The sequence below is a fragment of the Dactylosporangium sp. NPDC051484 genome, assembly GCF_040689395.1.
In the GTDB taxonomy this organism is placed as follows: domain Bacteria; phylum Actinomycetota; class Actinomycetes; order Mycobacteriales; family Micromonosporaceae; genus Dactylosporangium.
Genome location: NZ_JBFAZX010000005.1, coordinates 15,222 through 34,593, shown reverse-complemented (window position 1 = coordinate 34,593; position 19,372 = coordinate 15,222). Strand labels below are relative to the sequence as shown.

Genomic DNA, 19,372 nt, shown 5'->3' with positions numbered 1-19,372 from the left:
CCGATACCGGCGATGCCGGATCACAGGGCCGCGGCGATGCGGGCGGCCAGGTCGGCGTTGCGCAGGATGATGCGCACGTTCACGTCCAGGCTCCGGCCCTCGGTCGCGACGTGGAAGTGCGACAGGAGGTACGGCGTCACCTCCTTGCCGGTGATGCCGTCGCGCTCCAGCCCGGCTAGGCCCTCGGCCAGGACCCGGTCGTGCAGGGCCGGGTCGAGCTGTTCGTCCGCGGGCAGCGGGTTGGCCACGACCAGGGCGCCGCGGTGCAGGTCGTGCGTGAGGGACGCGCGGATGATCTCGGCCACCGCCTCCGGGTCGCCGGCCGACCAGTCCAGGTCGTAGCCGGCGTCGGTGAGGTAGAAGCCGGGGAAGCGGCGGGTGCCGTAGCCGACCACGCTGACGCCCAGGGTCTCCAGGCGCTCCAGGGTCGCGCCGACGTCGAGGATCGACTTCACGCCGGCGCAGACGATCGTGATCGGCAGGCGGGACAGCGCGGTCAGGTCGGCGGACTCGTCGAAGGTGGACGCCGCGCCGCGGTGCACACCGCCGAGGCCGCCGGTGGCGAAGACGGCGATGCCGGCGCGGGCCGCGATCGCCGAGGTGGCGGCGACCGTCGTGGCGCCGTCGGCGCGGGTGGCGGCGGCCGGGGCGAGATCGCGCACGGACAGCTTGACCACGTCGTCGCTCGCCGCGAGGTGCCCGATCTCGGCGTCGTCGAGGCCCACCACGATCTCGCCGCCGATCATGCCGATGGTGGCGGGCACGGCGCCGGCCGCGCGGACCGTCGCCTCGATCTCCTTCGCCACGGTGAGGTTGGCCGGGCGGGGCAGGCCGTGCGAGATGATGGTGCTCTCCAGCGCGACGATCGGCGCGCCGGCGTTGCGGGCGGCCTCGACATGTGGGCCGAAGCGGATGGCGTGGTTGATCACCAGCCCACGATAGCCCTGCCGATGTGGGCCAATTCGCGTCGAGCCTGGCAGACTGAGACCCGTGACGACCACTCCCGAGAACGGTGGCGGGACTCTCACCGACGAGCGCGTCGAAGAGCAGACCAGCACCGATTACCGCTACGACGCCGGCGACCACGAGAAGTTCTCGCACTACGCGCCGAAAGACAAGATCATGCAGGCCATGATCGAAGGGACACCCGTACGGGCGCTGTGCGGCAAGCTCTGGGTGCCCTCGCGCGACCCGAGCCGGTTCCCGGTCTGCCCCGTGTGCAAGGACATCTACGAGAACGTGGTCCAGAACGACGACCCGACTCCGTGACATTCGGCTCGGTTCGTCCCATCGCCGCTCCTCGCGTCAGCGCGGACCGCTAGGCTGTCAACGCCTTCGCGGTCCGCGCTGACGCGAGGGCGTTTTCATGCGCCCAGGCCCCGACCAAACGGGCCAAGGCGACAAACCGGATGACGTGGCCGGGCAGCGCGCCGGGCCGTGCTGGTCGGGAGCTGGTCGGAGCTGATCGAAACCGACCGGACGGGCCGGGTAACGTGCCGGGCCGGACGGGCCGGGGCGACGGGACCACGCGATGTGACGTTCAACGGGGAGGGGTGCCGCATGCCGCCGCGTCCGGTGGTGCAGCAAGGTCAGACGCTCCGGGTGTGGCAGCGCAAGGCCCTGATGGAGTACCTGCGGGGCAAGCGCGAGGACTTCCTGGCCGTCGCGACGCCCGGCGCCGGCAAGACCACGTTCGCGTTGCGTGTCGCGCTGGAGCTGTTCGGCGACGGCACCATCGACAACCTCACGGTGGTCACCCCGACCGAGCACCTCAAGACGCAGTGGGCGCAGGCCGCGGCCCGGGTCGGCATCGACCTCGACGCCGGGTTCCGCAACTCCGACGTGCACGCCGCCTCCGACTTCCACGGCACCGTCGTCACCTATGCGCAGGTCGGCATCGCCCCCGCCGTACACAAGCGGCGGACGGTAACCCGGCGCACACTGGTGGTGCTGGACGAGATTCACCACGCCGGCGACTCGAAGTCGTGGGGCGACGGGGTGAAGGCCGCGTTCGAGCCGGCCGTGCGGCGGCTGATGCTCACCGGTACGCCGTTTCGCTCGGACGACAACCCGATCCCGTTCGTGGAGTACGAGCGCGGGTCCGACGGCATCGCCCGGTCGCGCTCGGACACCGTCTACGGCTACGCGGAGGCGCTGCGCGACGGCGTCGTCCGCCCGGTCATCTTTCTGGCGTATTCCGGCGAGACCCGCTGGCGGACGTCGGCCGGCGACGAGCTGGCCGCCCGCCTTGGCGAGCCGATGACCCAGGACCTCATCGCGCAGGCCTGGCGCACCGCGCTCGACCCGACCGGCGACTGGATGCAGCAGGTGCTGCGCGCCGCCGACTCCCGCCTGCAGAACCTGCGCGCCGGTGGCATGCCGGACGCCGGCGGCCTGGTCATCGCCAGCGACCAGCAGTCGGCCCGCGCCTACGCGAAGGTCCTGGGCGAGCTCACCGGCGAGAAGGCCGTCGTGGTCCTCTCCGACGACGACGGCGCGTCCGGCCGCATCGCCACGTTCAGCGGGTCGAACGAGCGCTGGATGGTCGCGGTCCGCATGGTGTCCGAGGGCGTGGACATCCCGCGCCTGGCCGTCGGCGTATACGCGACCAGCGCCTCCACCCCGCTGTTCTTCGCCCAGGCGATCGGCCGTTTCGTGCGCGCCCGCCGGCCCGGCGAGACGGCGACGGTCTTCGTGCCCAGCGTGCCGCACCTGCTCGAGCTGGCCAGCGAGTTGGAGGCCCAGCGCAACCACGTGCTCGGCGAGCCGAAGAGCAAGGACGGCTTCGACGACGACGAGCTGGAGCGGGCCAACCGCGAGGAGAAGGCCTCGGGTGAGCTGGAGAAGAGCTTCGAGGCGCTGTCCGCCACCGCCGAGCTCGACCAGGTCATCTTCGACGGGGCGACGTTCGGGTTGCCGGCGCAGACCGGGACACCGGAGGAAGAGGAGTATCTCGGGCTGCCCGGCCTGCTGACCCCGGACCAGGTCTCGGCGCTGCTGTCTAAGCGGCAGGCGGAGCAGGCGGCGGCCGAGCGCCGGCGCGGGCCTGCGGCGACGGCGACGGCCGCCCCGGACGTTCCAGCGCAGCCGCGCACCGCGGGGGAGCGGCGCATCGTGCTGCGCCGGCAGCTCAACACGCTGGTCGCCGCGCATCACCACCGCACGGGCCTGCCGCACGGCAAGATCCACGCTGAGCTGCGCCGGCTGTGCGGGGGCCCGCCGAGCGCCCAGGCGACCATCGAGCAGCTCGAGGAGCGCATCGCCACGATCCAGACCCTGTGAGGCCGCCCGGCGGCCCTGCGAGGCTTCCAGCGCCCTGGCGACCGGCACGGGGCGCGGCGTCGGGATCTCCAGGGCCTGAAAACGACCTCAGGGCGTCCCCGAAGGGACGCCCTGAGGTAACAGGTATCGGTCTCAGCCGGCCGAGAGCTCCGAACCGCGCCACGAGAAGTCCGGGGCGACGGCATACTCGACAGCTATCTTGACCAGCTGGTCGGCGTACTTGTTGGCGTGATGTCCACAGAAGATCAGATCGCCGCCTTCGGCGAGCCTGACTCGAAGTTTCCCTGCCGCGCTGCAGCGGTCGCACCGTTCCTCGGCGGCGGGGGGCGCCGCCGTCTCCGGCGGCGGCGTGAGGGTCGGGGTCATCGCCTTCCTCCTCTGATCGTCACCGACGAACGCGTCCTTGCGTCGTTCACAGATGGTTCAACACCGTGTAGCCCGACATCGTTCCCGTCTGGTGTGCGGGACCGACGTCACACTTCGGTCGTGCCGAGAGTCCGGCTCCAGTTGGGATCCGAACTACCCGCTACGTGCTTCCTATCGCGCCTTGCCTGCGATCACAAGTGGGTTGGCGCGCCGCCACGTCTCCTGTAATGCCCTCCGTGACCGGAAACACACCCGGGCCGCCCCAAATGGGACGGCCCGGGTTCGCGCAGAGCGAAAATGAGCGTTCAGTCAGCGGTCAATCAGGGCTCAGTCCAAGTAGTCGCGCAGCACCTGAGAACGCGACGGGTGGCGCAGCTTCGACATGGTCTTCGACTCGATCTGGCGAATCCGCTCGCGGGTAACGCCGTACACCTGGCCGATCTCGTCCAGGGTGCGCGGCTGGCCGTCGGTGAGGCCGAACCGCAGCCGCACCACGCCCGCCTCGCGCTCCGACAGCGTCTGCAGGACCTGCTGGAGCTGGTCCTGCAGCAGCGAGAAGGAGACCGCGTCGACCGCGACGACCGCCTCGGAGTCCTCGATGAAGTCGCCGAGCTGGCTGTCGCCCTCGTCGCCGATGGTCTGGTCGAGGGAGATGGGCTCGCGCGCATACTGCTGGATCTCCAGCACCTTCTCCGGCGTGATGTCCATCTCCTTGGCCAGCTCCTCCGGGGTGGGCTCGCGGCCCAGGTCCTGGAGCAGCTCGCGCTGGATACGCCCGAGCTTGTTGATCACTTCAACCATGTGCACCGGGATGCGGATGGTGCGGGCCTGGTCGGCCATGGCGCGGGTGATGGCCTGGCGGATCCACCAGGTGGCGTAGGTGGAGAACTTGTAGCCCTTGGTGTAGTCGAACTTCTCCACGGCGCGGATGAGGCCGAGGTTGCCCTCCTGGATGAGGTCCAGGAAGGCCATGCCGCGGCCGGTGTACCGCTTGGCGAGCGACACGACCAGCCGGAGGTTGGCCTCGAGCAGGTGGTTCTTCGCCCGCTCGCCGTCCCGCGAGATCCACATGAAGTCGCGGCTGGCCGGCAGGGTCATCGGCTCGCCGGCCTCCTCGGCCGCCCGCAGGCGCTCGGCCGCATACAGGCCGGCCTCGATGCGCTTGGCGAGCTCGACCTCCTGCTCGGCGTTGAGCAGCGGGACCTTGCCGATCTGCTTGAGATACGCGCGGACCGAGTCGGCGGAGGCGGTGAGCTCGGCGTCGCGCCGGGCCTGTTTGAGGGCCTCGGACTCGTCGTCGTCCCATGCGAAGTCGTCGTCGGAGGCGTTGGCCTCGGCGTCGGCCTCGGCGGCCTTGGTCGCCTCGACCGGCTCCTCGACGACGACGTCCTCGATCTCGGCGGCCAGGGCCGCGTCGTCGAGCTCCTCGAGATCCGGCTCGTCGCCGGAGCCGGCCGTCGGGGCGGCCGGATCGGCCGACCCGGCCGGCGAAGCCTTCTTCACGGCGGGCGCCGCCTTCTTCGCCGCCACCTTCTTGGCTGGCGGGGCCTTCTTCGCCGGTGTCGCGGCCGGGGCCACGGCGGCGGGCGCGGCGGCAGCCGCGGCGGATGCGGTGGGCGCCGATGGCGCGGCCTTCTTCACTGGGACCTTCTTCGCCGCCGCCGGGTCCAGCGCGGACTCGACGGCTGTGAGCGGCTTGGCAACGGGTGCCTTGCGGACCGGCGCTGCCTTGGCGGTGGCCGCCCTGGACGCCGGGGTGGCGGAGCGGGCCGCGGCCACCCGGCGCCGGCTGTGGGCGGAGTCGTCGACCACGACGGTCACGCCCGCCTCGGCCAGGCTCCTCAGCAGCTTTTTGGCGTGCGCTGGGGTTACGTCTGCGGTGTCGACCGCCTGCGCGACCTCTGCCGAGGTGAGATGACCGCCGTTGGCGGTCGCACGCGCAATCAGCGCGTCGGCGAGGGAGCGTACGTCAACGCTGGGCTGGTGAGCTGCTGTCACGAACGACCTTCCGGTGCGAAGAGCGAGCGACGGCCGGTGCGGCCGGTTCGCGCACGGCGCGGCCGTGCTGAGTGGCCGGGTTGCTTTGGTGGCTCCCGTGTGCCGTGACTCCGGGCGGATTCACTAACGACAGCGGGCAGCGCGTGAATTGTAACGCTCTCTCGCCCCAACATCCCCTCTTGAGGGGGCTGAGCGCCCTTCTTGTGACCGAACGGATGGGCCAGGAAGGGCCCGAGGAGCCTTTGTAAGGATGGTGACCATGGACCGACCGGCTGAACTTCTGCCCCTTGCCCTCTCCGTCGCCCGTTCCGCGAGCGACCTGGCCAGGCGCATGCGAGCCGACGGCGTCGCGGCCGTCGCCACCAAGTCGACGGCCACTGATGTGGTCACCGCCGCCGACCGCGCGGTCGAGCGGCACGTGCGCGAGCGGCTGCACGAGGCGCGCCCGGGCGACGCGGTGCTCGGCGAGGAGTACGGCGGCGACCGGGACCGGGCCGCCGTGCGCTGGATCCTCGACCCGATCGACGGCACCGTGAACTACCTCTACGACCTGCCGCAGTACGCGGTGTCCCTGGCCGCCGAGGTCGACGGAGTCGTGGTGGCCGGCGTCGTGCGCAACGTGGCGACGGGCCGGGAGTGGACCGCGACCCGGGGTGGCGGGGCCTTCGCCGGGGACCGCCGGCTCACCGTGTCCGGCGAGACCGACCTGGCCCAGGCGCTGGTCGGCACCGGCTTCGGCTACGCCGCCCAGCGCCGGCTGCACCAGGCCCGGGTGCTGGCGGGGCTGATCGGGCACATCCGCGACATCCGCCGCTTCGGCGCGGCGTCGATCGATCTGTGCCTGGTCGCCGAGGGGGCCCTCGACGCCTACTACGAGAAGGGCCTCAACCCCTGGGACCACGCCGCCGGCGGGCTGATCGCCGCCGAGGCGGGTGCCCTGGTGACCGGCCTGGACGGCGCGCCGCCCGGCCCGGACATGCTCATCGCCGCCCCGCCCGGGCTGCACCCCGCCCTGCACGACCACCTGAGCGAGCTGGACGCCGCCGGCGGTCCGTGAGCGGCCGCCCGCTCTTCGCGGGTCCCCACCGCCCCGTGACCCGGCGCCCGCCGCCGGGAGGCCGCCGTGGGGCGGCGGCTCGCCGGTCGGGGGCTCACCGCCGGTCACGGGGTCGACGACCGGGCCCCCGGTGTCTGCGGGGGCTGCGCGGTCACATGGCTCGGGCGTCGTCGTGCCTCAGGCTTCGTCGGGGCTCAGGTGTCGTGCTTCGTGTCGTCGCTCACGCGTCGTGGGCGCAGGTGCCTTCGGGCAGTTCCGGGTTGCCCAGCGCCGCGATCGCCTGGTTGACCTCGGTCGTCGTCGGCAGCTGCCGGAACCTGCCGCCCAGGATGATGTCCACCTTGTCGTCCTCGCGGGCCTTGTCGAACTCGGTCCGGGCCTGGTCGAGGAAGTAGGCGCGCACCAGCCACGCCGCGCCGACCGTCTGCGGGCCGAAGCGGATGACCGCGACCACGTCGCCGGGCTTGTTCACCGGCGGGTTGGGCGCGGTGGTGACCACCTTCGCCTCCTTGAACCGCCGGCTGATGAAGTCGTTGGCCACGTCGGAGGCAGCGCCGGTGCGGTTGGTGGCGTTGTAGACGGTGACCTTGACCTCCTCCTGTGTCGGCAGCTTGGCGTTGGCCGTCACCGATCCCTCGGCGCACTTGCCCGCGTCTGCGGCCGACCCGCCCTGGCGGTCCTTCACCACGGCGACGATCACGAACACCCCCGCGGCGACGATAAGTGCGCCGATCACCGCGAGTGCTCTCACCCGCGCAAAACTCATGACTCGCTCCCCGCGCCCGCCTCGAACGTCGTTGCTTCACCAGAGAAGACGCTCTGGCTGCCGGAGAGGTTAGCGCCTGCGCGCGGGAGATGCTGAAGTCCCCACCGACATACCACAAAGTTCCTACTCGGCGTCGTGGGATGACTCCCCACAGAAGTCTCGGACGGGCGGTATCGTCGCATCGCCGCGCGGCGGGCCCCCGGGCACGCTCCGGCAAGATCGTTGTGTCGCCTCGGTCACAGTGGGAACAAGTTTCCGCGCGTGGGCGTACAACAAACGTTCAAGGGCGGTAAGGTACGCCGCCCTTGGATGTAGAAGACAACGTTGCTTCGGGCGCCCAACCTGACCGGCGACACGAAATTGGGAGTGTGAACACCGATGGCCACCGACTACGACGCGCCACGTCGCGACGAGGTCGACCTCGGGGAGGACAGCCTCGAGGAGCTCAAGTCCCGCCGCACCGACGCGCAGTCCGCGACCGTCGACGTCGACGACTCCGACCTCTCCGAGAACTTCGAGCTGCCGGGCGCCGACCTCGCCGACGAGGACATGACGGTGAAGGTCCTGCCGATGCAGGCCGACGAGTTCCGCTGCTCGCGCTGCTTCCTGGTGCACCACCGCAGCCAGCTGGCCGCCGAGCGCAACGGGGAGCTGATCTGCCGCGAGTGCGTGTGACCGTTCTGCCGCGTGGCCGCACACGCGGCAGGACCGGTGCGGTGAGCGCCGTGACCACGAGTTGATCACGCGAACCTGGCGGCGGCGTGCTTCAGTTTGAAGCGGCGACCGTTTCCGTACCCCCCGGAGGTTGACGATGGTCGAGCCGGTGCCCGCCGACGAGGCGGCCGAGAACGCCCCCGTCCAGCCGGAGGGGCGGGCCGGTGCTGCCGCGGGCCCGGCCGACGAGGCGGAGCTGTCGCAGGCCGTCGTCGCGCTGACCGGCGAGGACGTCCCCGCCGAGGACCGCCGGCGCATGCTGGGCCGGCTGGTCCGCATCGAGCTCGGCGAGCGGGGGCTCAGGGACCTGTTCCGGCCCCAGAAGGCGATCGCCTGGGTCACCGACACGGTGACCCGCGTCGCGCCGTACATCCCCGTGCGCGACCTGGACACCCTGCGGGCGCACCACCCCGGCCTGGACCGCGACGCCCTGGCCGAGCGGCTCGTCCGCAACGCCTCGCGGGTCACCGCCGGCATCGGTGCGGCCGGTGGCGGCGTGGCCGCGGTCGAGTGGGTCGCCACGCCGAGCCTGCTCTCCGCGCCGGTGCTGCTCGCCGCCGAGACCGTCGCGGTCGTGGCGGTGGAGATGAAGCTCATCGGCGAGCTGCATGCGGTGTACGGACACCCCATCCCCGGCAACGGCACTCAGCGCGCGATCACGCTGATCCAGGCGTGGGCCGAGCGCCGCGGGGTCAACCCGCTGCGGGTCGGCGGCAGCGTGGCCGCGGCCATGGGCACCGCGCTGCGCAAGGAGCTGCGCGACCGGCTGCTGAGGCGTTTCGGGCGCAACCTGAGCACCCTGGGGCCGTTCCTGACCGGCGCCGCGGTCGGCGGTTTCCTGAACCGCCGCGCCACCCTGTCGCTGGGCCACGACATCCGCAGGGACCTGGCCGCGCCGCCGGATCAGCGCGTGATCGAGGCCTGAGCCTCCCGCAGCGCGGCGGCCAGCGCCTCCGGCCGCCGGGTGCTGACCAGCCAGTACGGTGTGGGGTCGGCCTCGTCGCGGACCTCCACCCGCACGGCGCCGCCGATCCACGGCCGCTGGACGACGAACGCCTCCGGGTCCGAGTACGGCCCCAGCAGGTCGCGCTTGTCCGCGGCGCTCACCGGGGTCACCTCGCCGACGTACCGCAGCGGGATACGCGCGTCGTCGACCCGAAGCTCGCCGTCGGACACCTCGACGCGGATGCGGCCCAGCAGCCAGAGCCCGCCGACGGTCAGCGGCAGCAGCACCAGGTAGGCGACCCACGTGGCCGCGCCGGGGGCGCCCAGTCTGACCTCGGCGGCCAGCGCGGCCGCGACGGCGAGCGCGGGCAGCCACAGCCACCAGGACAGGCTGAGTCGCTCACGGTACGGGTTCGGCTGTGCCACGTAGGCGAGGGTACGTGCTCACGCGCCGAGCGGACCCGGCAGGATGGAAGGCATGGTGATGGACGTGCTCGTGCGGCTGCTCGACCCGGGCCTGCCGCTGCCCGCCTACGCGCACCCGGGCGACGCCGGGGCCGACCTGTTCGCGGCGCAGGACGTGGAGATCGGCCCGGGGGAGCGGGCGCTGGTGCGCACCGGGATCGCGATCGCGTTGCCCACCGGGTACGTCGGCCTTGTGCACCCGCGCTCCGGGCTCGCCACGCGGATGGGTGTGACGGTGCTCAACGCGCCGGGCACCGTGGATGCGGGCTACCGGGGCGAAATCCTGGTGAACCTCATCAATCACGATCGAGCGGTATCGGCGAAGATATGCCGTGGTGACCGGATTGCCCAGCTTGTGATCCAGCGCGTGGAGCGGGCACACTTCCACGTCGTCGAGGACCTTCCCGATACTGTGCGCGGGGCCGGTGGCCACGGGTCCACCGGCGGGCATGCCGGGCTCGCACCGGCAGCGATCTTGGAGGCAGAGCAGTGATCTTCTCGCGCAATCGCGGGAGCGGGCGGCACGCCAAGCCGGACACGCTCGCCGCACGGGGCCAGGAGTCGTTCGACGAGCAGCTTGACGACGATCTGGACGCCGCCGCGGCCGAGGACGACGACGAGCCCCGCTCCGGCAAGTCGCCGCGCGCCGAGGGCCCGTATGACGTCACCGAGGCGCCGACCGGCATCGCCCAGCTGGACCTCGGCGCGCTCAAGGTGCCCGCGGTCGAGGGCGTCGAGGTGCGGGTCCAGGCCGACAACGACGGCAAGATCCAGCAGATCGTGCTGGTCTCCCAGGAAAGCGCGCTGCAGCTGGGCGTCTTCGCCGCGCCGCGCAGTGAGGGCATCTGGGACGAGGTCCGCGCTGAGATCCGCAAGCAGCTGTTCAACGACGGCGTCGCGGCCGAGGAGGTCGACGGCGACTACGGCAGCGAGCTGCGCGCCCGGGTCCGCACCCCCGACGGCCTGACCGACATCCGGTTCGTCGGCGTCGACGGCCCGCGCTGGCTGGTCCGCGCCGTCTTTCAGGGCCCGGCCGCGGTCGACCCGTCCGTCGCCCCGCCGCTGCTGGAGTGCCTGCGCAAGCTGGTCGTCGATCGCGGCCACGAGGCCATGCCGGTGCGCGAACCGCTGCCGCTGCACCTGCCCAAGGAGGTCGCCGAGGCCGGTGCCGAGCCGCAGGCCGACGAGGACGGGGCCGGCGAGGCGGGTGCCAACGGCGCGGCCGCCGCCGGCCGAAAGCCGTCGCCCAGGCCACGTCGCAAATAGAGGAAAAGCGCGTACCGTCGTAGCGGGGGTGTCATGACGGCCGAAGGGAAGGGTGGCACCGTCAGCATGGCCACGGACAGTGAAGCGGTGCCGGAGCGGGGCCTGCGAAGATTTCTTCGCCGGCTGACCGCGAGCGACTCCGAGCTCGACGCGGAGGAGCTGCAGCGCGACGCGAAGCAGTGCGGCAGCATGCCCGCGCTGTCGTGTCAGCGAGGGCAGGTGGTGAGCCTCAAGGGCCGGCTACGCACGGTGGTCTACACCCCGCGCACCAACCTGCCGACCCTGGAGGCGGAGCTCTTCGACGGCAGCGACCTGGTCACCCTGGTGTGGCTGGGCCGACGGCACATCGCCGGCATCGAGCCGGGTCGGGCCATCTCGGCGAAGGGCCGCATCGCGGTCCGGGATGGCCGCAAGGTGCTCTACAACCCGTACTATGAGCTCGAGACCCCACGATGAGGCCGGATGCAGCCAGGTAACGAGACCAAGGCCGAGACCGCCGCGGGCGAGGAGGAGCCGCTACCACCCTTCTCGGTGCAGATGGCCCAGCAGCTCGGGGGTGCGCGGGGGCTCATCGAGTCCAGCATCCCGATCACGCTGTTCATCGTGGTCAACTTCCTGGGCGGGCACTACAAGTGGTGGTCGCTGCGCACCTCGCTCATCGTGGCCGTCGGCGCGGCGCTGGCGATGGCGGTCTACCGCCTCTCCCGCCGCGAGCCGACCCGGCACGCGCTCAACGGTGTGTTCGGCATCGGGATCGGCGCGTACATCGCGTGGAAGAGCGGCGACGCCAAGGACGTCTACCTGCCGGGCATGCTGCTCACCGTCGGCTACGTGGTGGGCATGGTGGTCTCGGTGCTCATCGGCCGGCCGCTGGTGGGCTGGCTGTGGTCGGTGACGCTGGACGGCGGCACCTCCCGGTGGTACGACAACACCCGGCTGCGCCGAGCGTTCATCTGGCTGACGGTGGTGTGGGCGGTCGTCTACGCGCTCAAACTCGGCGTGCAGGTGCTCCTCTACCGCGACAGCAGCGCCAACTCCGACGACCTGCTCGGCATCGCCCGCCTGGCGCTGGGCTGGCCGCCGTATGCGCTGCTGGCCGCCCTCACCGTCTGGCAGGCCCGCCGTATCCTGCGCGACGAGCCCGCGGAGCCAGAGCCAGAGGTCTAGCGCTTACGGGCCGCGCCGGTCGCGGGCCTTCTCCAGGCTGTCCTCCCCGAGCATCACGGCACGCACCGAGTCCTCCATCTCCGACGTGACGACGAAGACCAGCTCGTCGCCCGCCTCGAGCGGGTCGTCGGGGGTCGGGACCAGCACCCGCCGTCCGCGCAGCACCGCGACCAGTGCCGTGTCGTGCGGCAGCGGGACGTCGCGGACCGGGTGGCCGACATACGGCGCGTTGTCCGGCAGCGTGATCTCCACCAGGTTGGCCTCGGACTGCCGGAAGGTCATCAGGCGGACCAGGTCGCCGACCGACACCGCCTCCTCGACCAGCGCCGCCATCAGCCGCGGCTTGCTCACCGAGACGTCGACGCCCCACTGCTCGTTGAACAGCCACTCGTTCTCGGCGCGGTTGATGCGGGCGACCACCCGCGGTACGGCGAACTCGGTCTTGGCCAGCAGCGAGACCACGAGGTTGACCTTGTCGTCGCCGGTGGCCGCGACGACCACGTCGCACGAGGAGAGGTCGGCCTCCTGCAGGCTGGACAGCTCGCACGCGTCGGCGAGGATCCACTCGGCGGCGGGCACCCGCTCGGGGCGCACCATCCGCGGCACCCGCTCGATCAGCATGACCTGGTGGCCGTTGTCGACGAGCTCCTTGGCGATGGAGCGGCCCACGTTGCCGGCTCCGGCGATTGCGATACGCATGATCAATGTCCCCCTTCGGGTGCGGAGGTGGTGACCTTCGTCACGGAACTGACCATCTCGTCGGTGAGCAACATGAACGCGAGGTCACCGTCCTGGATCACGGTGGACTCGGTGGGCAGCATCGCCAGGCCGAAGCGCATGAGGTAGGCCAGCCGGGTGCCGCTGCGCTGCTCCAGCTGTCCGACGGTGTGCCCGATCCAGTCAGGGTGCATCGGTACCTCGACGATGGAGACCGTGCTGGTGGGGTCGCGCCAGACCTCCACGTTGCCCTCGGGCACCAGGTGGCGCAGCATCCGGTCGGCCGTCCAGCGCACCGTCGCCACGGTCGGTATGCCGAGGCGCTCGTAGACCTCCGCGCGCTTCGGGTCGTAGATGCGGGCCACGACCCGGCCCACGCCGAACGTCTCGCGCGCCACCCGGGCCGAGATGATGTTCGAGTTGTCGCCCGAGGAGACGGCCGCGAACGCGTCCGCGCGCTCGATGCCGGCCTGCAGCAGTACCTCGCGGTCGTAGCCGGCCCCGTTGACCGTTGTGCCCTGGAATTCCGAGCCCAGCCGGCGGAACGCGTCGGCGTCGATGTCGATCACCGCGACGGTGTGACCGCGCTGTTCCAGAATCTGCGCCAGCGTGGAACCCACGCGTCCGCAACCCATGATCACGACGTGCACGTCCCCGCCTCCGTGTCCCTCGGCACTCAGACACGAGGATGTCATGTGCGGTGCCACCCGTGCATCAGCAGGAGGGGCGGCCCGTACGCTTAGACGTCGTGGCCAGTCCCACCTCCCTGATGAAGCGGCTGCTCCTGGGTCGACCGTTCCGTTCGGACCGGCTCAAACACACACTGTTACCCAAGCGCATCGCGCTGCCGGTATTCGCCTCTGACGCGCTGTCGTCGGTCGCGTACGCGCCCGATGAGATCCTGCTGACCCTGTCCATCGCGGGCGCGACGGCGCTGACGATCTCGCCGTGGATCGGGCTCGCGGTCGCCGTGGTGATGCTCACAGTTGTCGCGAGCTACCGGCAGAACGTGCACGCGTACCCGTCCGGCGGCGGCGACTACGAGGTGGCGACGGTCAATCTCGGCTCGCGCTTCGGGGTGGCGGTGGCCAGCGCCCTGCTCGTGGACTACGTGCTCACCGTGGCGGTGTCGACCGCCTCCGGCGTGGCGAACCTCGGCTCGGTCGTGCCATGGGTCGCCACCCACAAGGTCGCCATCTCCATCATCGCGATCGCGCTGCTCACGGCCGTGAACCTGCGTGGCATCCGGGAGTCCGGGGCGGCGTTCGCGATCCCGACGTACGGCTTCATGATCGTCATGATCGGGATGGTCATCACCGGGTTCTTCAAGATCTTCGTGCTCGGCGATGACCTCAAGGCGCCCAGCGCCGATCTCGTCATCCACGCCGAGCACACCAACATGACCACCCTGGCGATGGCCTTCCTGCTGCTGCGCACCTTCTCCTCCGGCTGCGCGGCGCTCACCGGCGTCGAGGCGATCTCCAACGGCGTGCCGGCGTTCAAGGAGCCCAAGAGCAAGAACGCGGCGACCACGCTGCTGCTGCTCGGCACCATCTCGATCACGATGCTGCTCGGCATCATCCTGCTGGCCAACAAGACCGGCCTGAAGTTCGTGGAGGACCCGAGCCAGATTGAGAGCGGCCCGGCCAACTACGTGCAGAAGACCGTCACCACCCAGCTCGGGCAGACCGTCTTCGGTGCCGGGTCGATCATGCTCTACGTGGTCGCGATCATCACCGCGCTGATCCTGTTCCTGGCGGCCAACACCGCCTTCAACGGCTTCCCGGTGCTCGGCTCGATCCTCGCCCAGGACCGCTACCTGCCGCGCCAGCTGCACACCCGCGGCGACCGGCTGGCGTTCTCCAACGGCATCATCCTGCTGGCGCTGGCGGCCATGGTGCTCATCGTCGGCTTCAACGGCGAGGTCACGCGGCTCATCCAGCTGTACATCGTGGGCGTCTTCGTGTCCTTCACGCTCTCCCAGGCCGGCATGATCAGGCACTGGAACCGGCTGCTGCGCACCGTGCGCGACAAGCAGGTCCGCAACCAGATGATCCGGTCCCGCGCGATCAACATGATCGGCCTCACCCTGACGGGTGCCGTGCTCGTCGTGGTCCTCATCACCAAGTTCCTGCTCGGCGCGTACATCGCCATCATCGCGATGATCGTCATCTACTTCCTGATGGTCGGCATCAAGAAGCACTACGACACCGTCGCCCGCGAGCTCACCCCCTCCGAGGACCGGCCGGTGCTCCCCGCGCGCAATCACGCGGTCGTACTCGTGAGCAAGGTCCACCGCCCGACGCTGCGCGCGGTCGCCTACGCGCAGGCCACCCGGCCGGACACCCTGACCGCCCTCACCGTCAACGTCGACGACCACGACACCCGCGTGCTGCAGGAGGACTGGGAACGGCGCGGCATCCCAGTCCCGCTCACCGTCGTCGACAGCCCGTATCGCGAGATCAACCGCCCGATCCTCGACTTCGTGCGCAACAAGCGGCGCGACTCGCCGCGCGACGTGGTGACCGTCTTCATCCCCGAGTACGTCGTCGGCCGCTGGTGGGAGCACCTGTTGCACAACCAGAGCGCGCTGCGCCTCAAGGGCCGCCTGCTCTTCGAGCCCGGCCTGATGGTGACCAGCGTCCCGTGGCAGCTCAGCTCCATCGGCGACGTCGACATCGACCGCCTCGACGCGACCCTGAGCCGGGGCCCGAAGCGCGGACCGCGCTCGACCGCCACCCCGGAGTCGTGAGCATGGCCACAGAACTGCTGGAGCTCGAGATCGGGCCGGTCGCGCACGGCGGGATCTGCGTCGCCCGGCACGAGGGACAGGTCGTCTTCGTCCGTCACGCGCTGCCGGGCGAGCGGGTGCGGGCCCGGGTCACCGACCGTCGCAAGGGCTTCCTGCGCGCCGACGCGGTGGAGATCCTCCTGCCCTCGCCGGATCGGGTCATCCCGCCGTGCCCGTTCGCCGGCCCAGGCGCGTGCGGCGGTTGCGATTGGCAGCACGCGTCGTGGCCCGCCCAGCGCCGCTTGAAGTCGCAGGTGTTGCGCGAGCAGCTGACGCGGCTCGGCGGTGTTTCGGACCTTTCTGATTTGTCGTCTGTATCGGATTTGTCGGAACTGGTGGAGGCGCTACCCGGTGGGCCGTTGTCGTGGCGCACCCGGGTCCAGTACGCCGTCGACGCCGAGGGCCGGGCCGGTTTCCACCGCCATCGCTCCTCCGGCATCGTCCCCGTCGACCGCTGCCGCATCGCCCATCCCGCGATCCAGGCCCTGCCGATTCTCGAGCGCACGTGGCCCCCGGGCGCGACCATCGAGGCAGTCGTGTCCTCGTCCGGCGACACCGCGACCGTGACCCGCGCCTCCCGCACGGGCCGGGTGACGTCCCCCGCCGCCCCGGTCCGCGAGCACGCCGCCGGTCACGAGTGGACGCTGGACCCGGGCGCCTTCTGGCAGGTACACCCGCACGCCGTCGAGGCGTTCACGGCCACGGTCCTGGACATGCTGCGCCCGGCGGAGGGGGAGCGGGCGTGGGACCTCTACGGCGGCGCGGGGGTCTTCGCCGCGGCCCTGGCCCCGCACTGCGGCCCCGTCACGGTCGTGGAGTCCGAGCAACGCGCGGTGGCGTCGGGCCGGCGTGCCCTGCGAGACCTGCGCAACGTGACGTTCGTCCGCGGCGACGTGGCGCAGGTGCTGTCCAACCCGAGCTGGCGCACCGTCGACGTGGTGGTCCTCGACCCGCCACGCTCCGGCGCCGGCCGGGCGGTGGTTTCGTTGATCGCGTCCCGCGGCCCGCGCGCCGTGGCATACGTCGCGTGTGACCCGGCGGCCTTCGCGAGGGACGTGCGCACCTTCGGCGAACATGGCTACGGGCTGACGTCACTGCGCGCGTTCGACAGCTTCCCGATGACGCAACACTTCGAGACGATCGGCCTGCTGACCCCACGCTGACACCCCGCCGGCTTCGGGATGATCGCGCTGCTGGAGGGCGGGCGCGAGGGCACCTGGCCGTCCTGAGCCGCGTCCGGGCCGTAGACTCCCACTGTCGAAAGGCAGGGGGAGTCCATGGCAACGCTGGCAACGCTGCGCGAGCGCCTGGCCGGCGGGGTGCCGCTCGTCGCCGTCAGCTTCGGCGACGACGACGCCGAGGGCGACGCGGCGCGCGCCCGCGCGCTCGGGGTCGACCTCGCCGAGCTGCGCATCGATTGGTATGGCAGCACCGACCCCGACTACGTCCTGCGCGCGGTCGCGCCGTTCCGCGCCGCCGGCCTGCCGACCCTCGCCACGATCCGCTCGAAGGCCGAGGGCGGCCACTGGCCCGGCGACGACGCGCGACGGCTGGCGCTGTTCGAGGCGGTCCTGCCCGAGGTCGACGCCGTCGACGTGGAGCTCTCCTCGGCGGCGATCCTGCCCGGCGTGGTCGCCGCGGCGCACGCCGCCGACCGGCTGGTGATCGTGTCGTACCACGACTTCGACGCGACCCCGGACGAGGCGGCGCTGCGCGCGACGGTCGAGGCCGCCGTGGCCGCTGGGGCCGACTTCGTCAAGATCAGCACCATGGCGCTCGGGCCGGGGGACCTGCGGGTGCTCGCCGGGCTGCTCGTGCGGTACGACTCCATGATCGTGATTGGCATGGGCGCCGAGGGCGCGGGTTCGCGGGTCTTCTTCCCCCTGCTCGGCTCCCGGATCACGTATTCCGCGATCGGCGGTCGGCCGGCTCCGGGCCAGTTGCCGTTCGCCGAGACGGTCCGGCTGCTGGAGACGTTCTCGCCGGGCTACGCCGAGCACCGCCGGGCCGCGGGGGTCCGCGGGTGACGGAGCCGGAACCGCCCGCGCCGGACCAGGCGCCGCGGCGCGACTCGCTGCGTGCGCTGCGCAAGACCATCGCACAGAGCGTCGTGCTGTTCACCGTCGTGTTCGTCTTCGCGATCGGCCAGGCCGCGCTCGGCCTCAGCAGCGTGAAGGTGCACCGCACCCCCGCGGCGTGGACCGTGTGGGGGGCCGGGGTCGCGGTGATGGTCGTCGCGGCGGTGCTCGCGGTCATGACGCTGCGCGGGCGGGAACCCGCCGCGACCGGGCGGGCCACCGTGTGGTGGAGCGCCGGGGTGTGGCTGGCCGGGCTCGCCCTGACCATCGTGTATGCGGAGATGGTCCCCGCGCCGTCGCGCTGAGCGCCGGGCGGGTCGCCGCGACCGGCGCGGTTGCCCCTATCTTCTTCTTCTGTGTCGTGCCGCGCCGCGCGGCCGGCGATACGGAGGAGACATGACGCAGCCCCCGACGACACCGGGACCCGACGAGCCGTCCGGCGACGCGGGGTTCGCGCCGCCGTCGGGGCCGGGCCCGGGCGCGCCCGGCGAGCCGTTCGGGCCCCCGCCGGGTCCGATTCCGCCCGTCCCGCCGGTGCCGCAGTACGGCGGGCACTATGACCCGTCGCAGGCGTACGTCGTGTACCAGGCCGCGCCGACCGGCGGGTACGGCGTGCCGGCGGCCGGGCAGCAGGCGGGCTTCGACCCGCTGATCAGCCCCGACTACTCCGGCTGGTGGCAGCGCGGCCTGGCGATCTTCCGTGGCGCCTGGCAGCAGCTGCTGGCGCTGCAGTTCGTCGGCCTCTTCGCCGGCCTGGTCGTGGCGATCCCCGAGGCCCTGTACGGAACGAAGGCCATCGACAAGTTCATCCGGACCGCCGACGCCGCCGAGCCCGGGACGATGCCCGACTTGTCCCCGCTGCTCGGGGTGTTCGCCGTCGCCATCGGCGCCCTGGTGGCAAGCACCCTGGTCGCCGCCGCGGTCACGGTCGCCGGCAACCACATCGCGGTCTCGGTCGCCGCCGGGCAACCGCCCCGGCTCGGCGCCGCGCTGGGCCTCGCGGTGCGCCGGTGCCTGCCGCTGTGGGGCTGGCAGGTGCTCGCCTCGCTGATCATGATCGTCGGGTTCTGCGCCTGCGTCCTGCCGGGCATCTACCTGTACGCGGTCTTCCTCGTCCTGCCGGCCGTGGTGACGTTCGAGCGGGGCGGCGCCGGGATCGGCCGCTGCTTCCAGCTGTTCCACCGCGACTTCGGCAGCGCGATCGCCCGGGTGGCGACCATCGCGGGCCTGCTGTTCGCGGTCGGCGTCATCGCGTACGTGATCGGCCAGGTCATCGAGGTGGCCTTCCCCTCCGACACCCCGGTGGTGCCGGACGGCACCCGGGTCGCCGGGGTCGCGACGGCGACCACGGCCGCGGTGATCGCCCGCGTCCTGGTCTCGGGCCTGCTCTCGGCCGGCGTGCGGACGCTCACCGACGTGCTCGTCGTGACCGCCTACGCCGACATGCGCGCCCGGCACGAGCCGCTGTCGACGGCGACCCTGGCCGCCGAGATCGGCATCACCCCGACCCCGCGGTCGGAGTGGGTCGCGCCGCCGGCCTGACGCCACACCGCCGGCACGGGTGGGATGGGGACCTGGCGGAGGTGGTCGGCTCGCTCACCCACGGGGGTGGTCGCGGGCGCCGCCTTCGGCCAGGCACGTTCGTCCGGGCACGTTCGTCCGGGCGAGTTCGTGCAGCAAGCACACCGCACGGTTGCTGCGGCGGTCGCCGGCCGCCCTATGTGACCGGGATGTGTGGAACATGTCAAGATTCGATCGGC

21 protein-coding genes are annotated in these 19,372 nt (G+C 71.6%); 14 read left to right on the top strand and 7 right to left on the bottom strand.

Going from position 1 to position 19,372, the window contains the following annotated elements:
* Positions 1 to 20 precede the first annotated feature (20 nt).
* Positions 21 to 929 carry a pseudouridine-5'-phosphate glycosidase gene (locus AB0367_RS11080; protein ID WP_366226081.1) on the bottom strand — a complete coding sequence of 303 codons (909 nt, stop codon included), beginning with the start codon at positions 927 to 929 and terminating at the stop codon, positions 21 to 23.
* Positions 930 to 990: 61 nt separating this feature from the next.
* Between AB0367_RS11080 and AB0367_RS11075 the strand changes: the two genes are divergently transcribed.
* Both AB0367_RS11075 and AB0367_RS11070 read left to right on the top strand, forming a co-directional pair.
* Entirely contained in the window at positions 991 to 1,269 is a 279-nt protein-coding gene (locus tag AB0367_RS11075; RefSeq protein ID WP_350545315.1) for a DUF3039 domain-containing protein, read from the top strand.
* Between the two features lie 291 nt (positions 1,270 to 1,560).
* On the top strand, positions 1,561 to 3,282 hold the full coding sequence (locus AB0367_RS11070; RefSeq protein WP_366226080.1) for a DEAD/DEAH box helicase: 1,722 nt from the start codon (positions 1,561 to 1,563) through the stop codon (positions 3,280 to 3,282).
* Positions 3,283 to 3,414: 132 nt separating this feature from the next.
* Here the strand turns inward: AB0367_RS11070 and AB0367_RS11065 are convergent, their stop codons facing one another.
* Together AB0367_RS11065 and AB0367_RS11060 are read right to left on the bottom strand one after the other, a co-directional pair.
* On the bottom strand, positions 3,415 to 3,648 hold the full coding sequence (locus tag AB0367_RS11065) for a hypothetical protein (protein WP_366226079.1): 234 nt from the start codon (positions 3,646 to 3,648) through the stop codon (positions 3,415 to 3,417).
* Positions 3,649 to 3,975: 327 nt separating this feature from the next.
* Positions 3,976 to 5,646 (bottom strand): RNA polymerase sigma factor, encoded by a 1,671-nt coding sequence (locus AB0367_RS11060; protein ID WP_366226078.1) that lies wholly within the window; start codon positions 5,644 to 5,646, stop codon positions 3,976 to 3,978.
* Positions 5,647 to 5,896: 250 nt separating this feature from the next.
* Here AB0367_RS11060 and AB0367_RS11055 point away from each other — a divergent pair, with 250 nt between their 5' ends.
* Positions 5,897 to 6,703 (top strand): inositol monophosphatase family protein, encoded by an 807-nt coding sequence (locus tag AB0367_RS11055; protein WP_366226077.1) that lies wholly within the window; start codon positions 5,897 to 5,899, stop codon positions 6,701 to 6,703.
* A gap of 220 nt (positions 6,704 to 6,923) precedes the next feature.
* On the opposite strand, the gene AB0367_RS11050 is transcribed toward AB0367_RS11055, so the two are convergent.
* Positions 6,924 to 7,469 (bottom strand): LytR C-terminal domain-containing protein, encoded by a 546-nt coding sequence (locus AB0367_RS11050; RefSeq protein ID WP_366226076.1) that lies wholly within the window; start codon positions 7,467 to 7,469, stop codon positions 6,924 to 6,926.
* A 378-nt stretch (positions 7,470 to 7,847) separates the two neighbouring features.
* Here AB0367_RS11050 and AB0367_RS11045 point away from each other — a divergent pair, with 378 nt between their 5' ends.
* Both AB0367_RS11045 and AB0367_RS11040 read left to right on the top strand, forming a co-directional pair.
* Positions 7,848 to 8,144, top strand: coding sequence for a DUF4193 domain-containing protein (locus AB0367_RS11045; RefSeq protein ID WP_350545298.1), 297 nt, complete (start codon positions 7,848 to 7,850; stop codon positions 8,142 to 8,144).
* 130 nt (positions 8,145 to 8,274) lie between these two features.
* Complete coding sequence (locus tag AB0367_RS11040) at positions 8,275 to 9,108, top strand: hypothetical protein (RefSeq protein ID WP_366226074.1); 834 nt, start codon at positions 8,275 to 8,277, stop codon at positions 9,106 to 9,108.
* Here the strand turns inward: AB0367_RS11040 and AB0367_RS11035 are convergent.
* Positions 9,087 to 9,554, bottom strand: a complete 468-nt coding sequence (locus AB0367_RS11035) for a DUF3093 domain-containing protein (protein ID WP_366226073.1) — start codon at positions 9,552 to 9,554, stop codon at positions 9,087 to 9,089. The genes AB0367_RS11040 and AB0367_RS11035 overlap by 22 nt on opposite strands.
* A 52-nt stretch (positions 9,555 to 9,606) precedes the next feature.
* Between AB0367_RS11035 and dut the strand changes: the two genes are divergently transcribed.
* The 4 genes from dut (at position 9,607) to AB0367_RS11015 (ending at position 12,026) form a co-directional block, all read left to right on the top strand.
* Complete coding sequence (gene dut / locus AB0367_RS11030) at positions 9,607 to 10,086, top strand: dUTP diphosphatase (protein ID WP_366226072.1); 480 nt, start codon at positions 9,607 to 9,609, stop codon at positions 10,084 to 10,086.
* A 95-nt stretch (positions 10,087 to 10,181) separates the two neighbouring features.
* The gene (locus AB0367_RS11025) at positions 10,182 to 10,859 is read left to right on the top strand and encodes a DUF3710 domain-containing protein (RefSeq protein WP_366226411.1); all 678 of its coding nucleotides are present in this window, start codon (positions 10,182 to 10,184) and stop codon (positions 10,857 to 10,859) included.
* Positions 10,860 to 10,925: 66 nt separating this feature from the next.
* Positions 10,926 to 11,315, top strand: coding sequence for an OB-fold nucleic acid binding domain-containing protein (locus tag AB0367_RS11020; RefSeq protein WP_366226410.1), 390 nt, complete (start codon positions 10,926 to 10,928; stop codon positions 11,313 to 11,315).
* Between the two features lie 6 nt (positions 11,316 to 11,321).
* Positions 11,322 to 12,026 carry a DUF3159 domain-containing protein gene (locus AB0367_RS11015; protein ID WP_366226071.1) on the top strand — a complete coding sequence of 235 codons (705 nt, stop codon included), beginning with the start codon at positions 11,322 to 11,324 and terminating at the stop codon, positions 12,024 to 12,026.
* A gap of 3 nt (positions 12,027 to 12,029) precedes the next feature.
* Here AB0367_RS11015 and AB0367_RS11010 read toward each other — a convergent pair whose 3' ends face one another.
* The gene (locus AB0367_RS11010) at positions 12,030 to 12,731 is read right to left on the bottom strand and encodes a TrkA family potassium uptake protein (protein WP_366226070.1); all 702 of its coding nucleotides are present in this window, start codon (positions 12,729 to 12,731) and stop codon (positions 12,030 to 12,032) included.
* A complete protein-coding gene (locus tag AB0367_RS11005) occupies positions 12,728 to 13,393 on the bottom strand; it encodes a TrkA family potassium uptake protein (protein WP_366226069.1) in 666 nt (221 codons plus the stop codon). The genes AB0367_RS11010 and AB0367_RS11005 overlap by 4 nt, the downstream gene beginning before the upstream one ends.
* 98 nt (positions 13,394 to 13,491) lie before the next feature.
* On the opposite strand from AB0367_RS11005, the gene AB0367_RS11000 reads away from it, so the two are divergent.
* From AB0367_RS11000 to AB0367_RS10980, 5 genes are all read left to right on the top strand, one after another.
* A complete protein-coding gene (locus AB0367_RS11000; protein WP_366226068.1) occupies positions 13,492 to 15,495 on the top strand; it encodes an APC family permease in 2,004 nt (667 codons plus the stop codon).
* Between the two features lie 2 nt (positions 15,496 to 15,497).
* Positions 15,498 to 16,697, top strand: coding sequence for a class I SAM-dependent RNA methyltransferase (locus AB0367_RS10995; protein WP_366226409.1), 1,200 nt, complete (start codon positions 15,498 to 15,500; stop codon positions 16,695 to 16,697).
* A gap of 114 nt (positions 16,698 to 16,811) precedes the next feature.
* Positions 16,812 to 17,561, top strand: a complete 750-nt coding sequence (locus AB0367_RS10990; RefSeq protein WP_366226067.1) for a type I 3-dehydroquinate dehydratase — start codon at positions 16,812 to 16,814, stop codon at positions 17,559 to 17,561.
* Entirely contained in the window at positions 17,558 to 17,917 is a 360-nt protein-coding gene (locus AB0367_RS10985) for a hypothetical protein (protein WP_366226066.1), read from the top strand. Before AB0367_RS10990 ends, AB0367_RS10985 begins: the two co-directional genes overlap by 4 nt.
* A 91-nt stretch (positions 17,918 to 18,008) precedes the next feature.
* The gene (locus tag AB0367_RS10980; protein WP_366226065.1) at positions 18,009 to 19,154 is read left to right on the top strand and encodes a hypothetical protein; all 1,146 of its coding nucleotides are present in this window, start codon (positions 18,009 to 18,011) and stop codon (positions 19,152 to 19,154) included.
* Positions 19,155 to 19,372 lie beyond the last annotated feature (218 nt).

Excerpts from the sequence above, each read along its gene's own strand:
- AB0367_RS11070 (WP_366226080.1), top strand. The coding sequence starts at position 1,561 with ATGCCGCCGCGTCCGGTGGTGCAGCAAGGTCAGACGCTCCGGGTGTGG.
- AB0367_RS11065 (WP_366226079.1), bottom strand. The coding sequence starts at position 3,648 with ATGACCCCGACCCTCACGCCGCCGCCGGAGACGGCGGCGCCCCCCGCC.
- AB0367_RS11055 (WP_366226077.1), top strand. The coding sequence starts at position 5,897 with ATGGTGACCATGGACCGACCGGCTGAACTTCTGCCCCTTGCCCTCTCC.
- AB0367_RS11050 (WP_366226076.1), bottom strand. The coding sequence starts at position 7,469 with ATGAGTTTTGCGCGGGTGAGAGCACTCGCGGTGATCGGCGCACTTATC.
- AB0367_RS11045 (WP_350545298.1), top strand. The coding sequence starts at position 7,848 with ATGGCCACCGACTACGACGCGCCACGTCGCGACGAGGTCGACCTCGGG.
- dut (WP_366226072.1), top strand. The coding sequence starts at position 9,607 with ATGGTGATGGACGTGCTCGTGCGGCTGCTCGACCCGGGCCTGCCGCTG.
- AB0367_RS11020 (WP_366226410.1), top strand. The coding sequence starts at position 10,926 with ATGGCCACGGACAGTGAAGCGGTGCCGGAGCGGGGCCTGCGAAGATTT.
- AB0367_RS11015 (WP_366226071.1), top strand. The coding sequence starts at position 11,322 with ATGCAGCCAGGTAACGAGACCAAGGCCGAGACCGCCGCGGGCGAGGAG.
- AB0367_RS10995 (WP_366226409.1), top strand. The coding sequence starts at position 15,498 with ATGGCCACAGAACTGCTGGAGCTCGAGATCGGGCCGGTCGCGCACGGC.
- AB0367_RS10990 (WP_366226067.1), top strand. The coding sequence starts at position 16,812 with ATGGCAACGCTGGCAACGCTGCGCGAGCGCCTGGCCGGCGGGGTGCCG.
- AB0367_RS10980 (WP_366226065.1), top strand. The coding sequence starts at position 18,009 with ATGACGCAGCCCCCGACGACACCGGGACCCGACGAGCCGTCCGGCGAC.